Source organism: Plantactinospora sp. BC1 (assembly GCF_003030345.1).
Lineage (GTDB): Bacteria > Actinomycetota > Actinomycetes > Mycobacteriales > Micromonosporaceae > Plantactinospora.
The window spans coordinates 2,425,862-2,445,658 of record NZ_CP028158.1 but is presented as its reverse complement, the minus strand read 5'-3'; the positions used below and the strand labels follow the sequence as shown (position 1 = coordinate 2,445,658).

The window sequence follows — 19,797 nt, the reverse complement described above, 5'->3', positions numbered from 1 at the left end:
ACGCGCCGGAGGCCCGGCACGCCGTCTCGGCGCCGCCGATCACAGATAGACCTTCCGCTGGTAGACGGCGTGCGCGCCGGCCACCCGGTCCAGGAAGAGCCGGCCCGCACAGTGGTCGATCTCGTGCTGTAGCGCCCGGGCCTCGAAACCGTCGGTGACCAGCCGGACCGCCGCTCCGGTGCCGGGCAGCTCTGCCCGGACCACCACCCGGCTGGCCCGCTTCACGTCGCCGGTGAGGTCGGGGACCGACATGCAGCCCTCCCGCCCCGGCCGCCAGCGGCTCGCCTCGACGACCTCGGCGTTGCAGAGCACGAAGGTGCCGTGCGAGGTGACCGTCTTCGGATGCCCGGTCACGTCCACCGCGAAGACCCGGGCCCCGACCCCGATCTGTGGTGCGGCCAGGCCGACGCAGCCGGGCGAGACCCGCATGGTCGCCACCAGGTCGGCGGCGAGCCGCACCACGTCGTCGTCGCAGGGGTCGACGGTGGCACCCTCCCGGCTCAACACCCCGGCCGGGGCGGTCACCACCGCGCGTACCGCGCCCCGGTCGCCGAGCAACTCGGGTGTCCAGTCACCCAGGCCGCACGCCTCGGCCATCCCGGAACCGTCCTTCGCCGTCACAGCAGATCCGAGTCGGCACGCCGCAGGGTTACCTCCACGTCCAGTCCGGCGGCCACCTCGGCCAGCCGGGCGGCGACCGCGTCGGCCGTGTCCGGCCGCAGCTCCACCTCGGCGAGGAGGACGTAGAGCGGGCCGGTCAGCCGGGTGGTCAGGTCGGTGACGTTGCCGCCGGCCTCGGCGAGTACCCGGGTCAGCGCGGCGACGATGCCGAGCCGGTCGGCCCCGTGCACCGCCATCAGGTACGGCTCGCCGAACGGGGTACTCGACGCCTCGGCACCGACCTGGCGGACCGTCGCCACCAGCGGGCCGTCCGCGACGACCGGGGTCAGCGCCGCCTCCGCCTCGGCACCGGACGGGCCGACGCAGATCAGCGTCATCGCGAAGTGCCCACGCAGCCGGGTCATGGTCGAGTCGGTCAGGTTGGCCCCGACCTGGGCGAGCGCCTCCGTCACGTCGGCCACGATGCCGGGCCGGTCCGGACCGATGACGGTGATCGCGAGCTCGTTCATCCGGGCAGTCTGCCCGACCAACCGGCCGCCCGGGGCCCGACCCGACCTCCGGCCCACGCTCCGGGACGACGCAGACCCCGTGCCCGCCCCGGCCGCCGGCCGCCCGCCGGTCCGGCATGACAGGATCGACGGCGCCATGTCGACGACAACTTCGGAACTCGCCGCCGACGCCATCCGGTGGTACGACGAGAACGCCCGCGACCTGCCGTGGCGGGAGCCCGGCATCGGGGCGTGGCCGATCCTGGTCAGCGAGGTCATGCTGCAACAGACCCCGGTGGTCCGGGTACTCCCCGCCTGGCGGGCCTGGCTCGCCCGGTGGCCCCGGCCGGCGGACCTGGCCGCGGACACCCCGGCCGAGGCGATCCGGATGTGGGGGCGGCTCGGCTATCCCCGCCGGGCGCTGCGGCTGCACGAGTGCGCGGTCGCCGTGCTGGCGCGGCACGGCGGCGAGGTGCCGACCGGACTGGACGAGTTGCTGGCGCTGCCCGGCGTCGGTGCCTACACGGCCCGGGCGGTGGCGGCGTTCGCGTACGGGCAGCGGCACCCGGTGGTGGACACCAACGTACGCCGGCTGGTGGCCCGGGCCGTCGCCGGAGAACCTGACGCGGGTCCGGCGACCCGTCCCGCCGACCTGGTCGCCACCGAGGCGCTGCTGCCGGTGGCGCCGGACCGGGCCGCCCGGGCCAGCGCCGCGTTCATGGAGCTGGGCGCGTTGGTCTGCACCGCCCGGGCGCCCCGCTGTGTCGACTGTCCGCTGGCGTACCGGTGCGCCTGGCTGGCGTCCGGGCGTACCGCGCCGGCCGGCCCGACCCGCCGGCCCCAGCGGTACGCCGGCACCGACCGGCAGGTCCGGGGCAGGCTGCTGGCCGTACTCCGGGAGGCGACCGGCCCGGTGCCCCGGGCCCGGCTGGACCTGGTCTGGTCCGACGACCTGCAACGGTCCCGGGCACTCGCCGGGCTGATCGAGGACGGCCTGGTCGAGATGCGCGACGACACGTGTGTGCTGGCCGGCGAGGGCGGCACCGACGGATAGCCGGGCCGCTGAACAGCCCGGCCGGGAAGACGAATTCGGCCCGGTGGCGACTGCCACCGGGCCGAACCGTTCATCCGCTCTCCGAGCTGCCGCTCGGTTACTCGTCCGCGCCGGCCGCGGCGGTGTTGCCAAGGTCGGCCGGCACCGCGTCGGGCACCGGGACCGGCTTGTCCGCGCCGCGGAAGACCAGCTTGGACTTGTCGATGTTGTCCGGGTCGCCCTCGCAGTCCACGACGACGATCTGCCCCGGGGTCAACTCGTTGAACAGGATCCGCTCCGACAGGTTGTCCTCGATGTCGCGCTGGATCGTCCGCCGCAGCGGCCGGGCGCCCAGCACCGGGTCGAAGCCCTTCTTCGCCAGGTACTTCTTGGCGTTGTCGGTCAGCTCGAGGCCCATGTCCTTGTTGCGGAGCTGGGTCTCGATCCGCTGGATCATGATGTCCACGATCGAGAGGATCTCGGTCTGGTTGAGCTGGTGGAACACGATCGTGTCGTCGATCCGGTTGAGGAACTCCGGCCGGAAGTGCTGCTTCAGCTCGTCGTTGACCTTCTGCTTCATCCGCTCGTAGTTCGAGTCGGAGTCCTCGGAGGCCTGGAAGCCCATCGAGACCGCCTTGGCCACGTCCCTGGTGCCCAGGTTGGTGGTCAGGATGATGACCGTGTTCTTGAAGTCCACGATCCGGCCCTGGCCGTCGGTCAACCGCCCGTCCTCCAGGATCTGGAGCAGGGTGTTGAAGACGTCCGGGTGGGCCTTCTCGATCTCGTCGAAGAGGACCACCGAGAACGGCCGGCGGCGCACCTTCTCGGTGAGCTGGCCACCCTCGTCGTAGCCGACGTAGCCGGGGGGCGCCCCGACCAGCCGCGACACGGTGTACCGGTCGTGGAACTCGGACATGTCGAGCTGGATCAGCGCGTCCTCGCTGCCGAAGAGGAACTCGGCGAGCGCCTTGGAGAGCTCGGTCTTACCGACGCCGGACGGGCCGGCGAAGATGAACGAGCCGGACGGCCGCTTCGGGTCCTTCAGGCCGGCCCGGGTACGCCGGATGGCCTTCGAAACCGCGCGGACCGCGTCCTCCTGGCCGACGACCCGCTTGTGCAGCTCGTCCTCCATGCGGAGCAGCCGGGAGGTCTCCTCCTCGGTGAGCTTGTAGACCGGGATGCCGGTCCAGTTCGCCAGCACCTCGGCGATCTGCTCGTCGTCGACCTCACTGACCACGTCGAGGTCGCCGGCCTTCCACTCCTTCTCCCGCTGCGCCTTCTGGCCGAGGAGCTGCTTCTCCTTGTCGCGGAGCTGGGCGGCCCGCTCGAAGTCCTGCGCGTCGATCGCGGACTCCTTGTCGCGGCGCACCTGGGCGATGCGCTCGTCGAAGTCGCGCAGGTCCGGCGGCGCGGTCATCCGGCGGATCCGCATCCGGGCACCGGCCTCGTCGATCAGGTCGATCGCCTTGTCCGGCAGGAACCGGTCGGAGATGTAGCGGTCGGCGAGCGTCGCCGCCGCGACCAGCGCGGCGTCGGTGATGCTCACCCGGTGGTGCGCCTCGTAGCGGTCCCGCAGGCCCTTGAGGATCTCGATGGTGTGCGCCAGCGACGGCTCACCCACCTGGATCGGCTGGAACCGCCGCTCCAGGGCGGCGTCCTTCTCCAGGTGCTTGCGGTATTCGTCCAGCGTCGTCGCGCCGATGGTCTGCAGCTCGCCACGGGCCAGCATCGGCTTGAGGATGCTCGCCGCGTCGATCGCGCCCTCGGCGGCACCCGCACCCACCAGGGTGTGGATCTCGTCGATGAACAGGATGATGTCGCCGCGGGTGCGGATCTCCTTGAGCACCTTCTTCAGGCGCTCCTCGAAGTCACCGCGGTATCGCGAGCCGGCGACCAGGGCACCCAGGTCAAGCGTGTAGAGCTGCTTGTCCTTGAGCGTCTCCGGCACCTCGCCCTTGATGATCCGTTGGGACAGCCCCTCGACGACCGCGGTCTTGCCGACCCCGGGCTCGCCGATCAGGACGGGGTTGTTCTTGGTACGGCGGGAGAGCACCTGCATCACCCGCTCGATCTCCTTCTCCCGGCCGATGACCGGGTCGAGCTTGCCCTCCCGGGCGGCCTGGGTCAGGTTGCGACCGAACTGGTCCAGCACGAGGCTGGTCGACGGCGCGGCCTCACCCGGCGCGGTGCCGGCGGCGGCCGGCTCCTTGCCCTGGTAGCCGGAGAGGAGCTGGATGACCTGCTGGCGGACCCGGTTGAGGTCGGCGCCGAGCTTCACCAGCACCTGGGCGGCGACGCCCTCGCCCTCACGGATCAGGCCGAGCAGGATGTGCTCCGTACCGATGTAGTTGTGGCCGAGCTGCAACGCCTCGCGCAGCGACAGCTCCAGCACCTTCTTGGCCCGCGGCGTGAACGGGATGTGCCCGCTCGGCGCCTGCTGACCCTGGCCGATGATCTCCTCGACCTGCTGGCGGACGCCCTCCAGCGAGATCCCCAGGCTCTCCAGGGCCTTCGCGGCGACGCCCTCACCCTCGTGGATGAGGCCTAGCAGGATGTGTTCCGTACCGATGTAGTTGTGGTTGAGCATCCGGGCTTCTTCTTGAGCCAGGACGACAACCCGCCGCGCTCGGTCGGTGAACCGCTCGAACATGCCCTCGTGCTCCTCACGTGCCGTGCGCACTCGATCTTGATGGCCAAGCATCGTGGCGGGGCCACCACCCGGACGCCCGAGGCGGACATCCGTGCTCCCTTACTCTATCGCCGCGAGCCGACTCTCCTGAGGTCGTGTGTTCCCGGAATGAGCCACGTACGCGACGTTTTTCCCAACCGTCCACGCTCAGCGATGCTTCCCGGACCGTCCGCTGTACGCGCAGAGCGAAATTTCGAGTCCCCGCCCGGGCGACGCGGCCCCGCGTCATCCACAGGCTGTGGACAACTTCGTCCACTGGATGTGGACAACGCCTGGGCCGCCAGGATGTTCCCGGGCCACCGATGTCGACGAAGCGGACACCCGCACCAATCGTCTCATACCGCCCAGCACGGGAAAAATGAACGGGGTGGGTGGACGAAGCCGTCCACCCACCCCGCGCGCGGGTCGGGAAAGCACCGACGCCTAGCGGCCCGCCTTGGCGTGGTACTCGTCCACGATCTCCTGCGGGATGCGCCCGCGGTCGGAGATGTCCTTGCCTTCCTTCTTGGCCCAGGCCCGGATCGCCTTGTTCTGCTCGCGGTCGGCGGTGGCGCCACCCCGCCCCCGTGCGGCACGACCGCCGACCACCACGCCGCCCCGGCCCACCTTCGAGCCGGCCGCGACGTACGGGGCGAATAGGTCCCGCAATTTGCCGGCGTTCTTGTTCGACAGGTCGATCTCGTACTGCACGCCGTCGAGCGAGAACTTGACCGTCTCGTCCGCGTCTCCGCCGTCCAGGTCATCGACCAGCTTGTGAATGATCTGCTTGGCCACGTGTCGCTATCCTTTCGAGCAGGTTCGCCGCAAACAAGAGCACAATAGCCCGTTAGATGCTTGCTCCGTCAATAGGATGGCGAAACTACGCGACAGGCCGCGCGGCGGCAACTACTCCGGGCGGACCATCGGGAAGAGGATGGTTTCCCGAATTCCGAGGCCGGTGAGGGCCATCAGCAGCCGGTCGATTCCCATTCCCATGCCCCCGAGCGGCGGCATTCCGTACTCCATGGCCCGCAGGAAGTCCTCGTCGAGGCGCATCGCCTCGTCGTCGCCGGAGGCGGAACGCTGTGCCTGGGCCACCAGCCGCTCCCGCTGCACCACCGGGTCGACCAGCTCCGTGTAGCCGGTGGCCAGCTCGAAACCGAGGACGTAGAGGTCCCATTTGGCGGTGAGTCCCGGCTGGTCGGGATGCGCCCGCACCAGCGGGCTGGTCTCTTCCGGGTAGTCCCGGACGAAGGTGGGTTGCCGCAGGGTGGGTACGACCAGTTCCTCGAAAAGCTCCTCGGCGAGCTTGCCCGGCCCCCACTTGGGGTCGACCGCGAGACCGACCTTTTCGGCGTACCCCAGCAGGTCGGCCATGCCGGTGCGGACGGTCACCTCCTCGCCGAGCGCCTCGGAAAGGGTGCCGTAGAGGGTCACCGAACGCCACTGCCCGCCGAGGTCGAACTCGGTGCCGTCGGCATGGGTCACCACATGCGACCCGGTCGCAGCGAGCGCCGCCGCCTGCACCAGGTCACGGGTGAGGGTCGCCATAGTGTCATAGTCACCGTACGCTTCGTACGCCTCCAGCATGGCGAACTCGGGCGAGTGCGAAGAGTCGACCCCCTCATTACGGAAGTTACGGTTGATCTCGAAGACCCGGTCGATGCCGCCGACCGCCGCCCGCTTGAGAAAAAGCTCGGGGGCGATTCGCAGATACAGATCCGTGTCTAACGCATTGCTGTGCGTCACGAATGGCCTGGCCGTGGCCCCGCCGGGCAGCGGTTGCAGCATGGGGGTTTCAACTTCGATGAAACTCCGGGCGTGCAGCGAATCGCGCAGACTACGCAGCGTCGCCGCCCTCGTGCGTACCATCTCGCGGGCCCGGGGACGAACGATCAGATCGACATAACGCTGCCGGACCCGGGCCTCCTCGCTAAGCGGCTTGTGTGCCACCGGCAGCGGCCGCAGCGCCTTCGCGGTCAGCTCCCACGAATCGGCGAGGACGGAAAGCTCACCGCGCCGGCTGGTAATCACCTCACCGGTCACCCCGACATGGTCGCCGAGATCGACCAGCCGCTTCCAGGCGTCGAGCCGGTCCTGCCCGACCCGGTCGAGCGAGAACATCGCCTGGAGTTCCGTCCCGTCGCCATCGCGCAGCGTGGCGAAACAGAGCTTCCCGGTGTTGCGGACGAAGATCACCCGGCCGGTGACGGCGGCGACGTCCCCACTCGCCGTATCGGTCGGAAGATCGGCGTAACGGGCCCGGATCTCGGCGAGCGTCGCGGTACGCGGATATCCCACCGGGTACGGCTGGACGCCCTCGGCGAGCATGCGGTCCCGCTTCTCCCGGCGGACCCGCATCTGCTCGGGAAGGTCGTCCACGGGATCGGCGGGGTTCGGGATCTGCTGGCTCACGGCATGCTTCCTCGGGAAATCGTGTCGGCGGAGTTCGGCCCCGAGCGTACTCAAGTGCGTCGGCCCCGGAGCACTGGATAACCTCCAGGCATGGTCGACCAGTCCCACGCCCTCTCCTTCGGTGCCGCGGCCGAGAGCTACGACCGGTACCGGCCCAGCTATCCCGAGCCGGCGGTCGGCTGGGCGGTCGGCCGTCCCGCCCCGGCCGAGGTGCTGGACCTCGGCGCCGGCACCGGCATCCTCACCCGGGTACTACTGCGGCTCGGCTACCGGGTGACGCCGGTCGAGCCGGACCCGGGGATGCGGGCCCGGCTCGACACCGCCACCCCGGGGACGGTCGCCCGGCCCGGGTCGGCCGAGCGGGTGCCGCTGCCGGACGGGTCGGTCGACGCGATCGTCGCCGGGCAGGCGTACCACTGGTTCGACCATCCGGTGGCGCACGCCGAGGGGGCCCGGCTGCTCCGCCCCGGCGGGACGTACGCCGCGATCTTCAACCACCGGGACGAGTCGGTGCCCTGGGTGGCCGCGCTGACCGCGATCACCGTAGAGGTGCTCGGCGGGCGCGGCGCCCGGGACGACGGACCCGGCATCGACGGCTTCGGCCCCGACTTCGAGCCGGTCGAACGGAACGAGTTCCGGCACGGCCTGACCCTCACCCCGGAGGCCCTGGTCGGGATGATCAGCACCCGGTCGCACTACATCACCGCCAGCCCCCAGCAGCAGCGGGAGGTGGCGGCCAAGATCCGGGAGCTGACCGCCAGCCACCCGGACCTGGCCGGACGGGAGAGCTTCGCGCTGCCGTACCGGACCCTGGTCTTCCGGGCCCGCCGACGCTGAACCGGCCGGCGGCGGCCGACCGGGACGGGGCGGTCAGCGGTTGCGGTCGTAGACCATCCGCAGCCCGATCAGCGTGATCATCGGCTCGTGGTGGGTGATCGTCCGGCACTCGCCGATCACCAGCGACGCCAGCCCGCCGGTGGCGATCACCGCCCGCACCTCGCCCAGCTCACCGATCATCCGCTCGACGATCCGGTCCACCTGGCCGGCGAAGCCGAAGTACATTCCGGCCTGGAGGCACTCCACGGTGTTCTTGCCGATCACCGAACGGGGCACCGCCGGCTCGACCTTGCGCAACTGGGCCGCCCGGGCGGCCAGCGCGTCGAAGGAGATCTCGATCCCGGGCGCGAACGCCCCGCCGAGGAACTCCCCCCGCCCGCTGATCACGTCGAAGTTCGTGGTGGTGCCGAAGTCGACCACGATCGACGGTCCGCCGTAGAGGGTGTGCGCCGCCAGCGTGTTCACCACCCGGTCGGCGCCGACCTCCTTCGGGTTGTCGATCGCCAACTGCACCCCGGTCTTCACCCCCGGCTCCACGATCACGTTCGGGATGTCGCCGTAGTAGCGGGCCAGCATCGTACGCAGCGAGCGCAGCGCCGCCGGCACCGTCGAGCAGGCGGCCACCCCGGTGATCTCCACCGCGTCACCGGCCAGCAGGCCGCGCAGCTTCAGACCCAGCTCGTCGGCGGTGGACCGGGCATCGGTCTTGATCCGCCAGGAGTGCACCAGCTTCTCGCCCTCGAAGGTCGCCAGCACGGTGTTGGTGTTGCCGATGTCGATGCAGAGCAGCATGTCGTCCGTCCGAACCCCGAGTCGTGGCGCGTCCCGCCGCTACGCGGCGCGCGAGCGGAGGTCCAGTGCGATGTCCAAGATAGGGGAGGAGTGGGTCAGCGCCCCAACCGAGAGGTAGTCGACACCGGTCGCCGAGTATTCGGCGGCGGTGGCCAGGGTCAGCCCGCCGGTCGCCTCCAGCTCGGCCCGGTCGCCGACCGCCGTCACCACCTCGGCCAGCAGCGCCGGGGACATGTTGTCGCAGAGCAGGAAGTCGGCACCCGCCTCCACCGCCTCCAGCGCCTCGGCCACCGTCGTCACCTCGACCTGGATCGGCACCGCCGGGAACGCCTCCCGGACCCGCCGGTACGCCGGTGCGATGCCGCCGGCCGCCAGCTTGTGGTTGTCCTTGATCATCGCCACGTCGTAGAGCCCGAGGCGCTTGTTGGCGCCGCCACCGGCCCGTACCGCGTACTTCTCCAGCGCGCGCAGCCCCGGCGTGGTCTTCCGGGTGTCCAGCACGGTCGCCTTGCTGCCGCCCAGCGCCTCGACCCAGGCCCTGGTGTGCGTCGCCACCCCGGACATCCGGCAGAGCAGGTTCAGCGCGGTCCGCTCGGCGGTGAGCAGCCCCCGGGTCGGCCCGGTCACCCTGGCCAGTACGTCCCCCACGGCGACCTCGGCACCGTCGGCGACCACCGGCAGCACCCGTACGTCCGGGCCGCCGGCCAGCTCGAAGACGGCCGCCGCCACGGCCAGCCCGGCCACCACGCCACCGGCCCGGGCCACCACCTCGGCGGTGTCGACCTGCTCGGCCGGGATGGTCGCCACACTGGTCACGTCCAGCCGCTCCGGCCCCAGGTCCTCGTCGAGCGCCGCCTGGACGACGCGTTCCACCTCCGCCGGGTCGAGCCCGGCGTCCCGCAGCGCCCGCGTGGTCGGGTCCGTCAGCACAGTGCCTCCCAGTCCTGTCGCAGTTCGCCCGCCGGACCGATCGACCCGACCAGGTGTCCGAGCCAATCATCGCGTGCCTGTGAGAAGTCCTCACGCCAATGGCAGCCCCGGGTCTCCTGCCGGGCGTACGCCGCACCGACCAGCGCGGCGGCCACCGTGAGCAGGTTGGTCGCCTCCCAGCTCGCGGTACGCGGCGCACCCCGGGTCGCCCCGAGGGTGACCAGCTCGGCGGCGGTCGCCCGGAGCGAGTCGGCGGAGCGGAGCACCCCGGCACCCCGGGTCATCGCCCGGGCCAGGCTCGCCCGCACCGCCGGGTCGACCGTCGCGCCCTCGCCGCCCCGCCACGCCCCGGTCGACGCCGGCTCGGCCTGTGCCGGCAGGTCCCGGGCGATGTCCTGGGTGATCCGCCGGGCGAAGACCAGCCCCTCCAGCAGCGAGTTGCTGGCCAGCCGGTTCGCGCCGTGCACGCCGGTGCAGGCGACCTCGCCACAGGCGTACAGGCCCGGGATGGAGGTGCGGCCGTGCAGGTCGGTGCGTACCCCGCCGGAGGCGTAGTGCGCGGCCGGGGCGACGGGGATCGGCTGCTCCGCCGGGTCGATCCCGGCCGAACGGCAGGAGGCGACGATGGTGGGGAAGCGCCGGGCCAGGAACTCCGCGCCGAGGTGTCGGGCGTCCAGGAAGACGTGGTCGGCGCCGGTGGCCAGGAGTACCCGGTGGATGCCCTTGGCCACAACGTCCCGGGGGGCCAGCTCGGCCAACTCGTGCTGGCCGACCATGAACCGCTTGCCGTCCGCGTCGACCAGGTGCGCGCCCTCGCCGCGCAGCGCCTCGGAGACCAGCGGCTGCTGGGCGGAGCGGGCCGGGGTGACGCCGTCGACCCCGGCCGCGGCCGGCGCCATCAGCGCGGTCGGATGGAACTGGACGAACTCCAGGTCGGTCACGGCGGCACCGGCCCGCATCGCCAGGGCGACGCCGTCGCCGGTGGAGACCACCGGGTTCGTGGTGGCGGCGAAGACCTGCCCCATCCCGCCGGTGGCCAGCACCACCGCCCGGGCCAGGATCGCGCCGACGCCGTCCTCGCTGCCCTCGCCGAGCACGTGCAGGGTGATCCCGCAGGCCCGCCCCGGCCCGGCCCAGCCGCCGTCCGGGGCCCGGAGCAGGTCGAGGACGAGGGCGTGCTCGACCAGCCGGATCCAGGGGTCGCGGCCGACCGCGGCGTGCAGCGCCCGCTGCACCTCGGCCCCGGTCGCGTCCCCGCCGGCGTGCACGATCCGGTCGGCCCGGTGCCCGCCCTCCCGGGTCAGCATCAGCGAACCGTCCGGGTTGCGGTCGAACTCGGCCCCGGCCCGGATCAGCTCCCGCAGCCGGGTCGGCCCCTCCTCCACCAGCACCCGGACCGCCGCCGGGTCGCAGAGCCCGACCCCGGCCAGCTCGGTGTCCGAGGCGTGCGCGGCCGGGGTGTCCAGCGGATCGAGTACGGCTGCGATGCCGCCCTGCGCCCACCGGGTCGAGCCGTCGTCGATGTTGACCTTCGTCACCACGGTCACGTGCAGTCCCGCCTCGCGCAGGTGTAGTGCGGCGGTGAGCCCGGCGATGCCCGACCCGATCACGACCACGTCGGTGGTCTCCACCCAGCCGGGTGCCGGCGCGGCCAGCAGCCGGGGTACCACCGGCAGGTCGACGGTCGGAAACTGCATCGCTCCAGTCAACCGCGTACGGGTGGGCCGGGGCGCCCCGGGGGCGGGAGAAGTGGCCTACGACGCTCTGGCGAAGACGCTCCGCCGACCGGACGACGAGGCGCCCGGCACCGGATCGATCGAGATCAACCGGTCCGGATCGGCAGCCCGTTCGCGCCGGCACCCTTCAGCGAGCGGGTGAACTTGCCGTCGGAGACCCACAGGTAGCACCGGACCCCACGGTTGCCCGACGTCCAGTCGTCCCGCCCGCCGGGCAGCGTCACCACCCCGGTACGGAACCGGACCGTGCTCTGCGACACCCCGACGAACCGGGCCGCGATGGTGTAGCAGCCGTCGTAGAAGGGCTGCCAGTCCCGCTCCGCCGTCGGGTATTTCAACGTCGCCGGTGCCCGCCACACCCCGGCGAACTCGGTGTTGTGCCGGGCCGAGCACTCCACCGGGGGCATCCGGTCGATCGTCTCGGTCCGGGTCAGGGTGGTGGCGTAGCAGCCCAACCGGAGCGGTCCGGCCTCGCGCAGCGCGCCCTTCAGGCTCGCCGTCCGGCTCACCGCGTCGCCGTCCTCCTCGACGTTGGACAGTTCGGTCAGGTCACAGCGGAACCACCGGGCCCCGGCCGACCAGCCCTTCGGGGAGGGCACCGCCACACCGAGCCAGAGCCGCCCGGTACGCCAGTCCGCGCCGAGGAATCCGCGCGCCCGGCTGTCGCACTCGGCGTACGCGGTGGTGAAGCCGGCCGAGCCCGGTGCCGGCGGCTTCTCCGCCTCGCCCGCCGCCCCGGCGAAGGTGCCCACGTGCACGGTCTCCAGCCGGTGGTTGCTGGTGCACTCCACCGGCAGGTACGAGGAGAGGTAGACCGTCTCGGAGAAGTCCGCCGAGTGGCAGGTCTCGGCCGCCGGGGTGAAGACCGCCGGCTCGCCGACCGGCGCCCAGTCGTTGGTGAGGTCGCCGTCGGTGCCACCCGGAGGCGCACAGCCGGCGACGCCGAGCAGCACCGCCCCGGCCAGCGCCAGGGCGCTCGTCCAACGGCGCATCGCGTCCTCCCCAGGGCGACCAACGGTCCGGATGGCTGCACCCTACGTTAACCGGCGGGGTCACCCGGAAGGGAAGATCATCTCCCCGGCGGGTCGCTCCAGGATCCCCGGCGGGTCGCTCCAAGAGAGGTCGGCGGATCAGGCGGTGGCGACGAGGTCGCCCCGGACCGGGTCGCCGACCATTCCCGGTACGGCATCCGCCGGGTCGGCGCCCAGTTCGATGATCCGGTTCGCCGCGTCGACGTGCACGATCCGGGGCTGGTACGTCCGCGCCTCGGCGTCGTCCATCTGGCCGTACGAGATCAGGATGACCAGGTCACCCGGGTGCACCAGGTGCGCGGCGGCGCCGTTGATGCCGATCACGCCACTGCCGCGCTCCCCGGGGATCACGTACGTCTCCAGCCGGGCCCCGTTCGTGACGTCCACGATCGCGACCTGCTCGCCGGGGAGCAGGTCGGCGGCGTCCAGCAGGTCGGCGTCGATGGTCACCGAACCGACGTAGTGCAGGTCCGCCTGGGTCACCGTGGCCCGGTGGATCTTCGACTTGAGCATCGTGCGGAACATCGGTACGTCCTCCGTGGTGCAGGGATGTCGCTGGCGGTCGTCGGACGGTCGGGGCCTCAGCCGGCCGGAGCGGGAGCCGGAGCCAGGTCGACCGGCATGTTGTCGATCAGTCGGGTGGAGCCGACCCAGGCGGCCACCAGCATCCGGGCCGGTCCGGTGACCGGTGCCGGGCCCAGGTCCGGGGCGGTCAGCACCAGGTAGTCCAGCTTCGCGCCGGTCGTACCCTCGCCAAAGGCCCGGTAGGCGGCGGCGAGCGTACCGTCGGCACCCCGCCCGGCCCCGGCGGCGTCGCTGCCGGCCCGCAGCGCCGCCGACAGCCGCAGCGCCGAGACCCGTTCCTCGGCCGACAGGTAGCGGTTGCGGCTGGAGAGCGCCAGCCCGTCCGACTCGCGTACGGTCGGCACGCCGACGATCTCGACGTCCAGCTCCAGGTCGCGGACCATCCGGCGGACCAGGGTGAGCTGCTGGTAGTCCTTCTCGCCGAAGAGCGCGACGTCCGGCCGGAGCAGGTTGAGCAGCTTCGCCACCACGGTCAGCACCCCGGTGAAGAAGCCGGGGCGGCTGGCGCCCTCCAACTCCTCGCCGAGGCTGCCCGGGTCGACCCGGACCATCGGCTCGCCGCCCGGATACAGCTCCTCCCGGGACGGGGCGAAGACGTACCGCACCCCGGCCGCCCGGCAGACCGCCAGGTCGGCCTCGAAGGTCCGGGGGTACCGGTCGAAGTCCTCGTTCGGGCCGAACTGGAGCGGGTTCACGAAGATCGTCGCCAGTACGGTGTCGGCCCGCTCCCGGGCCGCCCGCAGCAGCGCCTCGTGCCCGGAGTGCAGCGCGCCCATGGTCATCACCACCGCCAGCCTCCCGGGCAGCGGGGCCAGGGTGGCCGCCAACTCCGCCCGGGTGCGCAACACCGTGGTCATCTCGCTCCCCACTCCTCCCCGGTCACCTGCCGCTCTTCCCGCCGCTCGGTCGTCACGCGGCGGTGACCTTCCGGTCCCGGTCCGCCAAGACCCCGAGCAGGGCCTCGGCGTCGGCCGGGCGGAGCCGGCCGGCGGCGATCGCCCGGTCGGCGGTACGGCGGGCCAGCGCCAGGTAGCCGGGTACCGACTCCGGGGCGGTGGCGGCCAGCCGGTCCAGGTGCCGGGCGATCGTACCGGCGTCGCCCCGGGACACCGGCCCGGTCAGCGCCGCGTCGCCGAGCCGCAGCGAGTTGTCCAGGGCGGCCCGCAGCAGCGGCCCGAGCACCTTCGCCGGCTGGGCCACCCCGGCGGCGCGGAGCAACTCCACCGCCTCGTTGACCAGCGTGACAAGGTGGTTCGCGCCGTGCGCGAGCGCGGCATGGTAGAGCGGGCGATCCGGTTCGGCGACCCACTCGGGTACCCCGCCGAGGTCGGCGACGAGCCGGACGGCGAACGGCCGCAGCGGCTCCGGGACCGTCACCCCGTACGAGATGCCGGGCAGCCGACGCAGGTCCTCGGCGGTACCGGTGAAGGTCATCGCCGGGTGCAGCGCCAGCGGGTGCGCCCCGACCGCCACGGCCGGGGCGAGCACGTCGAGCCCGTGCGCGCCGGAGGTGTGCGCCAGCACCTGCCCGGGGCGGAGCGCGCCGGTCCCGGCCAGCCCGGCCACGACCGGGGCCAGCGAGTCGTCGGGTACGGCGAGCAGCAGCAGGTCGGTGGCGGCGCGGGCCACCTCGTCGGCGGGGCGTACCGAGGTCCCGGGCAGCAGCCGGGCGATCCGGTCCCGGGCGGCGGTCGAGACCCCGGCGGCGGCGACCACCCGGTGTCCGGCCCGGCCCAGCGCGGCGCCGAGCACCGCTCCGACCCGGCCGGCGCCGATCACGCCGACGGTGAGCTGGCGGGGGATCATGGGGTGCGACTGGCCCTGACCGGCCGGATCACGGCTCGGGGCGGCGGCCGATGGCCGGGCCGACCCGCCGGAGGTGCCGGCCTGCGGGCGCGCGGAAGCGCTCATAGCGTGATCCAGTCCTCGATAAGTGGTACCGGTCGATCGCAAGTATGCGCCGTCCGGCCAGCTCGGGACCAAGAGGTTGTGAAAACCTTCACCGCCGGTCGCCTGCTGTCCGGGGCGGGTGGCGGCCCGGGGTGACCGGCGCCGCATAACCTGGGCCGGTGCCGATCGGATGGCGAGCCGCGATGACCACCGCGCTCTACGGTGACCGGGGATTCTTCGTCGGAGGTGCCGGACCGGCCGCGCACTTCCGGACCAGCGCGCACGCCGTACCCGTGCTCGGCGCTGCCCTGCTGCGGTTGCTCGACCGGCTCGACGCCGCGCTGGGCCGGCCCGACCCGTTGCAGGTGGTCGACGTCGGTGCCGGCCGGGGTGAACTCCTCGGCACGCTGGCCCGGCTCGCCCCGCCGGAACTCGCCGCCCGGCTCCGGCTGACCGGGGTCGAACTCGCCCCGCGCCCGGATGCGCTGCCGGAGACGATCGACTGGCGGCCGGAGCCGCCGGAGCGGATCGTCGGGCTGCTGCTCGGCACCGAGTGGCTGGACAACGTACCGCTGGACGTGGCGGAGGCCGGCCCGGCCGGCTGGCGGCGGGTACTCGTCGACCCGGCCACCGGTGCCGAGTCCCCCGGCGGCCCGCTCGACCCGGCCGAGACGCAGTGGCTGGCCCGCTGGTGGCCGACCCCGGGCCGGGACGGGTCCGCCCCGCGCCCGCCGGAGCGGGTCGAGATCGGACTGCCCCGGGACGCCGCCTGGGCCGAGGCGGTCGGCAGCCTGCACCGGGGGCTGGCCCTCGCCGTCGACTACGGACACCTGCGGGACGCGCGCCCGGTGCGCGGCACGCTGACCGGGTTCCGGGCCGGCCGGCAGGTCGACCCGGTACCGGACGGAAGCTGCGACCTGACCGCGCACGTCGCGGTCGACTCGGTGGCGGCGGCCGGTACGGCGCGGGCCGGCCTGCCGTACACCCTGGTCGAACAGCACCGTGCGCTGCGGGCGCTCGGGGCCGACGGGCGACGACCGGCGCTGACGCTGGCCTCGACCGACCCGGCCGGCTACGTCCGGGCGCTCGCCCGGGCCTCCACGGCGGCCGAACTGACCGACCCGGCCGGCCTCGGCGGCCACTGGTGGCTGCTGCAACCGGTCGGCGTCGACCCCGGACCTGACGGATGGCTCGGTGCCGGGACGGCTGGATGGCTCGGCGCCGGACCGGACGTCGCGCCGGCCGGCGATGCGGCCGGGCGGATCGTGGCACGATGACGGGCATGACTGCCGACACCGGGGCGCTGCGGGAACTGACCGTCGGCACCGGGGCGGGCCTGGAAACCGCCGACATGGTGCTGAACATCGGGCCGCAGCATCCGTCGACCCACGGCGTACTCCGGCTCAAGCTGGTGCTCGACGGCGAGCGGGTGATTTCCTCCGAGCCGATCGTCGGCTACATGCACCGGGGCGCCGAGAAACTCTTCGAGGTACGCGACTACCGGCAGATCATCGTGCTCGCCAACCGGCACGACTGGCTGTCGACCTTCTCCAACGAGCTGGGCGTGGTGCTGGCGGTCGAGCGGATGATGGGGATCGAGGTGCCGGAGCGGGCCGTCTGGCTGCGTACCGCGCTCGCCGAGCTGAACCGGGTGCTCAACCACCTGATGTTCCTCGGCTCCTACCCGCTGGAGATCGGCGCCATCACCCCGATGTTCTACGCCTTCCGGGAACGCGAGACCCTCCAGGCGGTCATGGAGGAGGTCTCCGGCGGCCGGATCCACTACATGTTCAACCGGGTCGGCGGGCTCAAGGAGGAGGTGCCGGCCGGCTGGACCCGGCGGGCCAGGGCGGCGATCGGCGAGGTACGCCGCCGCCTGCCGGACCTGGACAACCTGATCCGGCGCAACGACATCTTCCTGGCCCGTACCGTCGGGGTCGGGGTGCTCTCCGCCGCCGACGCGGCCGCGTACGGCGCCTCCGGCCCGGTCGCCCGGGCCTCGGGGCTCGACCTCGACCTGCGCCGCGACGAGCCCTACCTGGCGTACGGCTCGCTGGACGTGCCGGTGGTCACCCGGAGCGCCGGTGACTGCCACTCCCGGTTCGAGGTCCTGCTCGACCAGGTGTACGTCTCGCTCGACCTCGCGGAACGCTGCCTGGACCAGGTCGACCGGATCAGCGGTCCGGTGAACGTGCGGCTGCCGAAGGTGGTGAAGGCGCCGGAGGGGCACACCTACGCCTGGACCGAGAACCCGCTCGGGATCAACGGCTACTACCTGGTGTCCCGGGGCGACAAGACGCCGTGGCGGATGAAGCTGCGCACCGCCTCGTACGCCAACGTGCAGGCCCTGGCCACGCTCCTCCCCGGCTGCCTGGTGCCGGACCTGATCGCGATCCTCGGCTCGATGTTCTTCGTCGTCGGCGACATCGACAAGTGACGTACCGGCCGCACCGCCGGGCGGAACACTCCGGTGGCCCGGAACGGTGGCGCACCGGTCAGCGCCAGTCGCCCTCGGCGGGGTAGCCGTACTCCGACCGTCGGGTACCGCCGGCCCGGGGCGCCTCGTCCAGCGGCGGGTAGCCGTACTCCTCGTCGTCCCGGTGCCGCCGCCCCCGCCGGGCCGGCTCCGGCTCGGGCTCCTGTCGCGGTGGACCCCAGACGGACGCCGGGTCCACACCTCCGGCGGGCAGCGCCGGCGCACCCCCGGACCGCTCCCAGCCCCGACCGTCGCCGGAGTCGCCAGCATCGCCGCGCGGGACGGCGTCGTCGGCAGCCCACCCGCCGGAACCGCGCTGACCGCGCTGACCGCTGCGACCGCTCTGACCGCGCTGACCGCTCTGACCCTCGGAGCGCCGGTCGTCGTCCCGGGACTCCGACCACTGGCGACCCGCCCGCCGGTCCTCGCCCGGCCCCGGCTCCTCCCGGCGCATCTCCGCCCAGCGGTCCTCGACCCGCAGCTCGGTACCCGACTCGTCGGAGCGCATCGACGCCCGCCGCTCGCCCATCCGGACCTCGCGGCCACGGTCGTCGCTGCGTACCGAGGTCCAGCGGTCGCCGGCCCGCAGTTCGGCCCAGTACGAGTCGTCGGCCGGGTCGCCGATCCCCGGATCCGGATCCGGGTCGGCGGAACGGCCACGCCAGCCGCCGTCTCCGCCGGTCCGGCGTCCGTCCCGCCCCTCGTCGGCGGGCTCGGCGGCCTGCCGCCCCTGCGCCGGCCGCCAGTCGTCCGGGTCCCCGTCGCGCCCGTCCCGCTCGGGGCCGCCCCCGTAGCCGCTGCCGCCGCCGTTGTAGGCGCTGCCGCCGGCGTGGCCGGCACCACCCCGACGCCCGTCACCGCCTCGACCCGGGCCACCGGCCGGCTCCTCGCCGCCACCGTAGGCGCCACCGCCGTAGGCGCCACCGCCGTAGGTGCCGCCACCGTAGGTGCCACCGCCGTAGGTGCCACCGGGCTGGGCGGCGCCGTAGCCGCCTCGCTGGCCACCGTCGCCGTAGCCGCCAGCCTGGCCGTCGTAGCCAGCCTGGCTGCCGTAACCGTCGTAGCCGCCGGGCTGGCCGGCGCCGCCGTAGCCGCCGTTGCCGTAGCCGCCCGGCTGGGCGCCGCCGCCGTAGACACCGCCACCGTAGGTGCCGCCGCCGTAGCCGGCATGGTCGTCGTCCTCGTGCCCGCCGACGATGGTCTGCCGGGTGGTCACCTGCACGGTCTCGGTGTGCCGTACCACGCCCCGGCCGAGCGGGGGCCCGGAGACGCCACCCGGGTTGCCCGCCATCCCGCCCGGGCCGCGCGGCCGGGCGCCCTGCGCCCACGAGTGGCCGTACTGCCCGGGCTCAGCCGCCGCGCCCTCGTCCCGGCCGTACCGCCCCCGGCCCGGCCCGGTCCGGTCACCGTCGGGACGGCCGCTCCCCGGATAACTGCCGCCTCGGTAGCCGGCAGCACCCTGGTAGCCGCCGCCCGGCCCACCGTGGAACTCGCCGGTGTCGCCCTGGTCCACCGAGTGCGCCGGACCCGCAGCATGCGACGGACCGGCGGCGTGGGAGGGACCCGCCGCATGCGACGGACCCACGGCGTGCGGCGAACCTGCGGCGTGCGACGGAGCCGGACCGCTTCCCGCTCGGCGTGGCCCGTCGGGGCGGGCGCCGGAACCCTCCCGGCCCGGTCCGCCCGGCGCCCAGCCTGCCGAGGCAGGCTCGTCCGGCACCCGACCGGTCCGGCCCGGATCGGTGCCGGCCCAGCCGCTCCCGCCCGGCTCGGCCGCCGCCCGCCCGGCGGGCACGCTGGCGGAACCGGCCGCGCCACCGACCACCGCCGCCGTGGCGGCCGCACCGGTCGCGGCGGCCGGAGCGGAGGCACCCGGTACGGCGGCGGCAGCCCGGACGGCCTCGATCTGGCCACGCAGCGCCTCGACGTTGCCCTGGACGACCTCCAGCTTCTCGCCGAACGCCTTGTGCGTGGCGCGGGCGGCCGTGGCGATGTCGTTGCGCAGCTCGCCCCGCAGGTCGTCGAGTTCCTCGATGAGGGTCTCCTCCAGGTCCAGCCGGACACCCTCCGAGTCGCCACGCAACGTGATCGACAGTCCGATGAGTACGACCGCCAACACGGCGAGCACCGCCGCGATCCGCAGCGGCCCGTTCCCCTGCCCGACCAGCAGTAACAGGGCGGCCAGCGGAGCCAACCCCACCCCGACCCAGAAGAGTACGGTCAGCAGCGGCCGACGGCGGGTTTCCTCGGAGGCCTCGCGGGCTGACATGGCAGTCGAGCCTACCCACAGTTGCC

The 19,797-nt window shown here is 73.2% G+C and carries 17 protein-coding genes; 4 read left to right on the top strand and 13 right to left on the bottom strand.

Annotated features, from left to right (window positions below; translation table 11 throughout):
* Positions 1 to 39: 39 nt before the first annotated feature.
* Together C6361_RS10310 and C6361_RS10305 are read right to left on the bottom strand one after the other, a co-directional pair.
* The gene (locus tag C6361_RS10310; RefSeq protein ID WP_107270870.1) at positions 40 to 597 is read right to left on the bottom strand and encodes a peptide deformylase; all 558 of its coding nucleotides are present in this window, start codon (positions 595 to 597) and stop codon (positions 40 to 42) included.
* 20 nt (positions 598 to 617) lie between these two features.
* Positions 618 to 1,130: a glycine cleavage system protein R gene (locus C6361_RS10305; protein WP_107257410.1), complete on the bottom strand. Its 513-nt coding sequence runs from the start codon at positions 1,128 to 1,130 to the stop codon at positions 618 to 620.
* Between the two features lie 136 nt (positions 1,131 to 1,266).
* Here C6361_RS10305 and C6361_RS10300 point away from each other — a divergent pair, with 136 nt between their 5' ends.
* The gene (locus tag C6361_RS10300) at positions 1,267 to 2,163 is read left to right on the top strand and encodes an A/G-specific adenine glycosylase (RefSeq protein WP_107270869.1); all 897 of its coding nucleotides are present in this window, start codon (positions 1,267 to 1,269) and stop codon (positions 2,161 to 2,163) included.
* A 97-nt stretch (positions 2,164 to 2,260) separates the two neighbouring features.
* On the opposite strand, the gene C6361_RS10295 is transcribed toward C6361_RS10300, so the two are convergent.
* The 3 genes from C6361_RS10295 to lysS all read right to left on the bottom strand — a co-directional run bounded on the left by C6361_RS10295 (position 2,261) and on the right by lysS (position 7,171).
* On the bottom strand, positions 2,261 to 4,792 hold the full coding sequence (locus C6361_RS10295) for an ATP-dependent Clp protease ATP-binding subunit (RefSeq protein WP_107267589.1): 2,532 nt from the start codon (positions 4,790 to 4,792) through the stop codon (positions 2,261 to 2,263).
* A 462-nt stretch (positions 4,793 to 5,254) separates the two neighbouring features.
* A complete protein-coding gene (locus C6361_RS10290; protein WP_101369180.1) occupies positions 5,255 to 5,605 on the bottom strand; it encodes an Lsr2 family protein in 351 nt (116 codons plus the stop codon).
* Between the two features lie 111 nt (positions 5,606 to 5,716).
* Positions 5,717 to 7,171, bottom strand: coding sequence for a lysine--tRNA ligase (gene lysS / locus C6361_RS10285; RefSeq protein WP_369931418.1), 1,455 nt, complete (start codon positions 7,169 to 7,171; stop codon positions 5,717 to 5,719).
* Positions 7,172 to 7,315: 144 nt separating this feature from the next.
* Here lysS and C6361_RS10280 point away from each other — a divergent pair, with 144 nt between their 5' ends.
* Positions 7,316 to 8,062 (top strand): class I SAM-dependent methyltransferase, encoded by a 747-nt coding sequence (locus C6361_RS10280; protein ID WP_107267588.1) that lies wholly within the window; start codon positions 7,316 to 7,318, stop codon positions 8,060 to 8,062.
* A gap of 33 nt (positions 8,063 to 8,095) precedes the next feature.
* Here the strand turns inward: C6361_RS10280 and C6361_RS10275 are convergent, their stop codons facing one another.
* The 7 genes from C6361_RS10275 to C6361_RS10245 all read right to left on the bottom strand — a co-directional run bounded on the left by C6361_RS10275 (position 8,096) and on the right by C6361_RS10245 (position 14,942).
* Positions 8,096 to 8,854, bottom strand: coding sequence for a type III pantothenate kinase (locus C6361_RS10275; RefSeq protein WP_107267587.1), 759 nt, complete (start codon positions 8,852 to 8,854; stop codon positions 8,096 to 8,098).
* 39 nt (positions 8,855 to 8,893) lie between these two features.
* Complete coding sequence (gene nadC, locus C6361_RS10270) at positions 8,894 to 9,781, bottom strand: carboxylating nicotinate-nucleotide diphosphorylase (RefSeq protein WP_107270868.1); 888 nt, start codon at positions 9,779 to 9,781, stop codon at positions 8,894 to 8,896.
* Positions 9,778 to 11,481, bottom strand: coding sequence for an L-aspartate oxidase (locus tag C6361_RS10265; protein ID WP_107267586.1), 1,704 nt, complete (start codon positions 11,479 to 11,481; stop codon positions 9,778 to 9,780). Before C6361_RS10265 ends, nadC begins: the two co-directional genes overlap by 4 nt.
* A gap of 125 nt (positions 11,482 to 11,606) precedes the next feature.
* Positions 11,607 to 12,512, bottom strand: coding sequence for a septum formation family protein (locus C6361_RS10260; protein ID WP_107257403.1), 906 nt, complete (start codon positions 12,510 to 12,512; stop codon positions 11,607 to 11,609).
* Between the two features lie 138 nt (positions 12,513 to 12,650).
* The gene (panD, locus tag C6361_RS10255; protein ID WP_107257402.1) at positions 12,651 to 13,076 is read right to left on the bottom strand and encodes an aspartate 1-decarboxylase; all 426 of its coding nucleotides are present in this window, start codon (positions 13,074 to 13,076) and stop codon (positions 12,651 to 12,653) included.
* Between the two features lie 56 nt (positions 13,077 to 13,132).
* Positions 13,133 to 13,993 (bottom strand): pantoate--beta-alanine ligase, encoded by an 861-nt coding sequence (gene panC / locus C6361_RS10250; protein WP_107270867.1) that lies wholly within the window; start codon positions 13,991 to 13,993, stop codon positions 13,133 to 13,135.
* Between the two features lie 52 nt (positions 13,994 to 14,045).
* Positions 14,046 to 14,942 carry a Rossmann-like and DUF2520 domain-containing protein gene (locus tag C6361_RS10245; protein ID WP_107263738.1) on the bottom strand — a complete coding sequence of 299 codons (897 nt, stop codon included), beginning with the start codon at positions 14,940 to 14,942 and terminating at the stop codon, positions 14,046 to 14,048.
* A 263-nt stretch (positions 14,943 to 15,205) separates the two neighbouring features.
* On the opposite strand from C6361_RS10245, the gene C6361_RS10240 reads away from it, so the two are divergent.
* The gene (locus C6361_RS10240) at positions 15,206 to 16,303 is read left to right on the top strand and encodes an SAM-dependent methyltransferase (RefSeq protein WP_304598531.1); all 1,098 of its coding nucleotides are present in this window, start codon (positions 15,206 to 15,208) and stop codon (positions 16,301 to 16,303) included.
* On the top strand, positions 16,300 to 17,463 hold the full coding sequence (locus C6361_RS10235) for an NADH-quinone oxidoreductase subunit D (RefSeq protein ID WP_107267584.1): 1,164 nt from the start codon (positions 16,300 to 16,302) through the stop codon (positions 17,461 to 17,463). The genes C6361_RS10240 and C6361_RS10235 overlap by 4 nt, the downstream gene beginning before the upstream one ends.
* 58 nt (positions 17,464 to 17,521) lie before the next feature.
* Here C6361_RS10235 and C6361_RS36945 read toward each other — a convergent pair whose 3' ends face one another.
* Positions 17,522 to 19,771 carry a hypothetical protein gene (locus C6361_RS36945; RefSeq protein ID WP_159079272.1) on the bottom strand — a complete coding sequence of 750 codons (2,250 nt, stop codon included), beginning with the start codon at positions 19,769 to 19,771 and terminating at the stop codon, positions 17,522 to 17,524.
* Positions 19,772 to 19,797 lie beyond the last annotated feature (26 nt).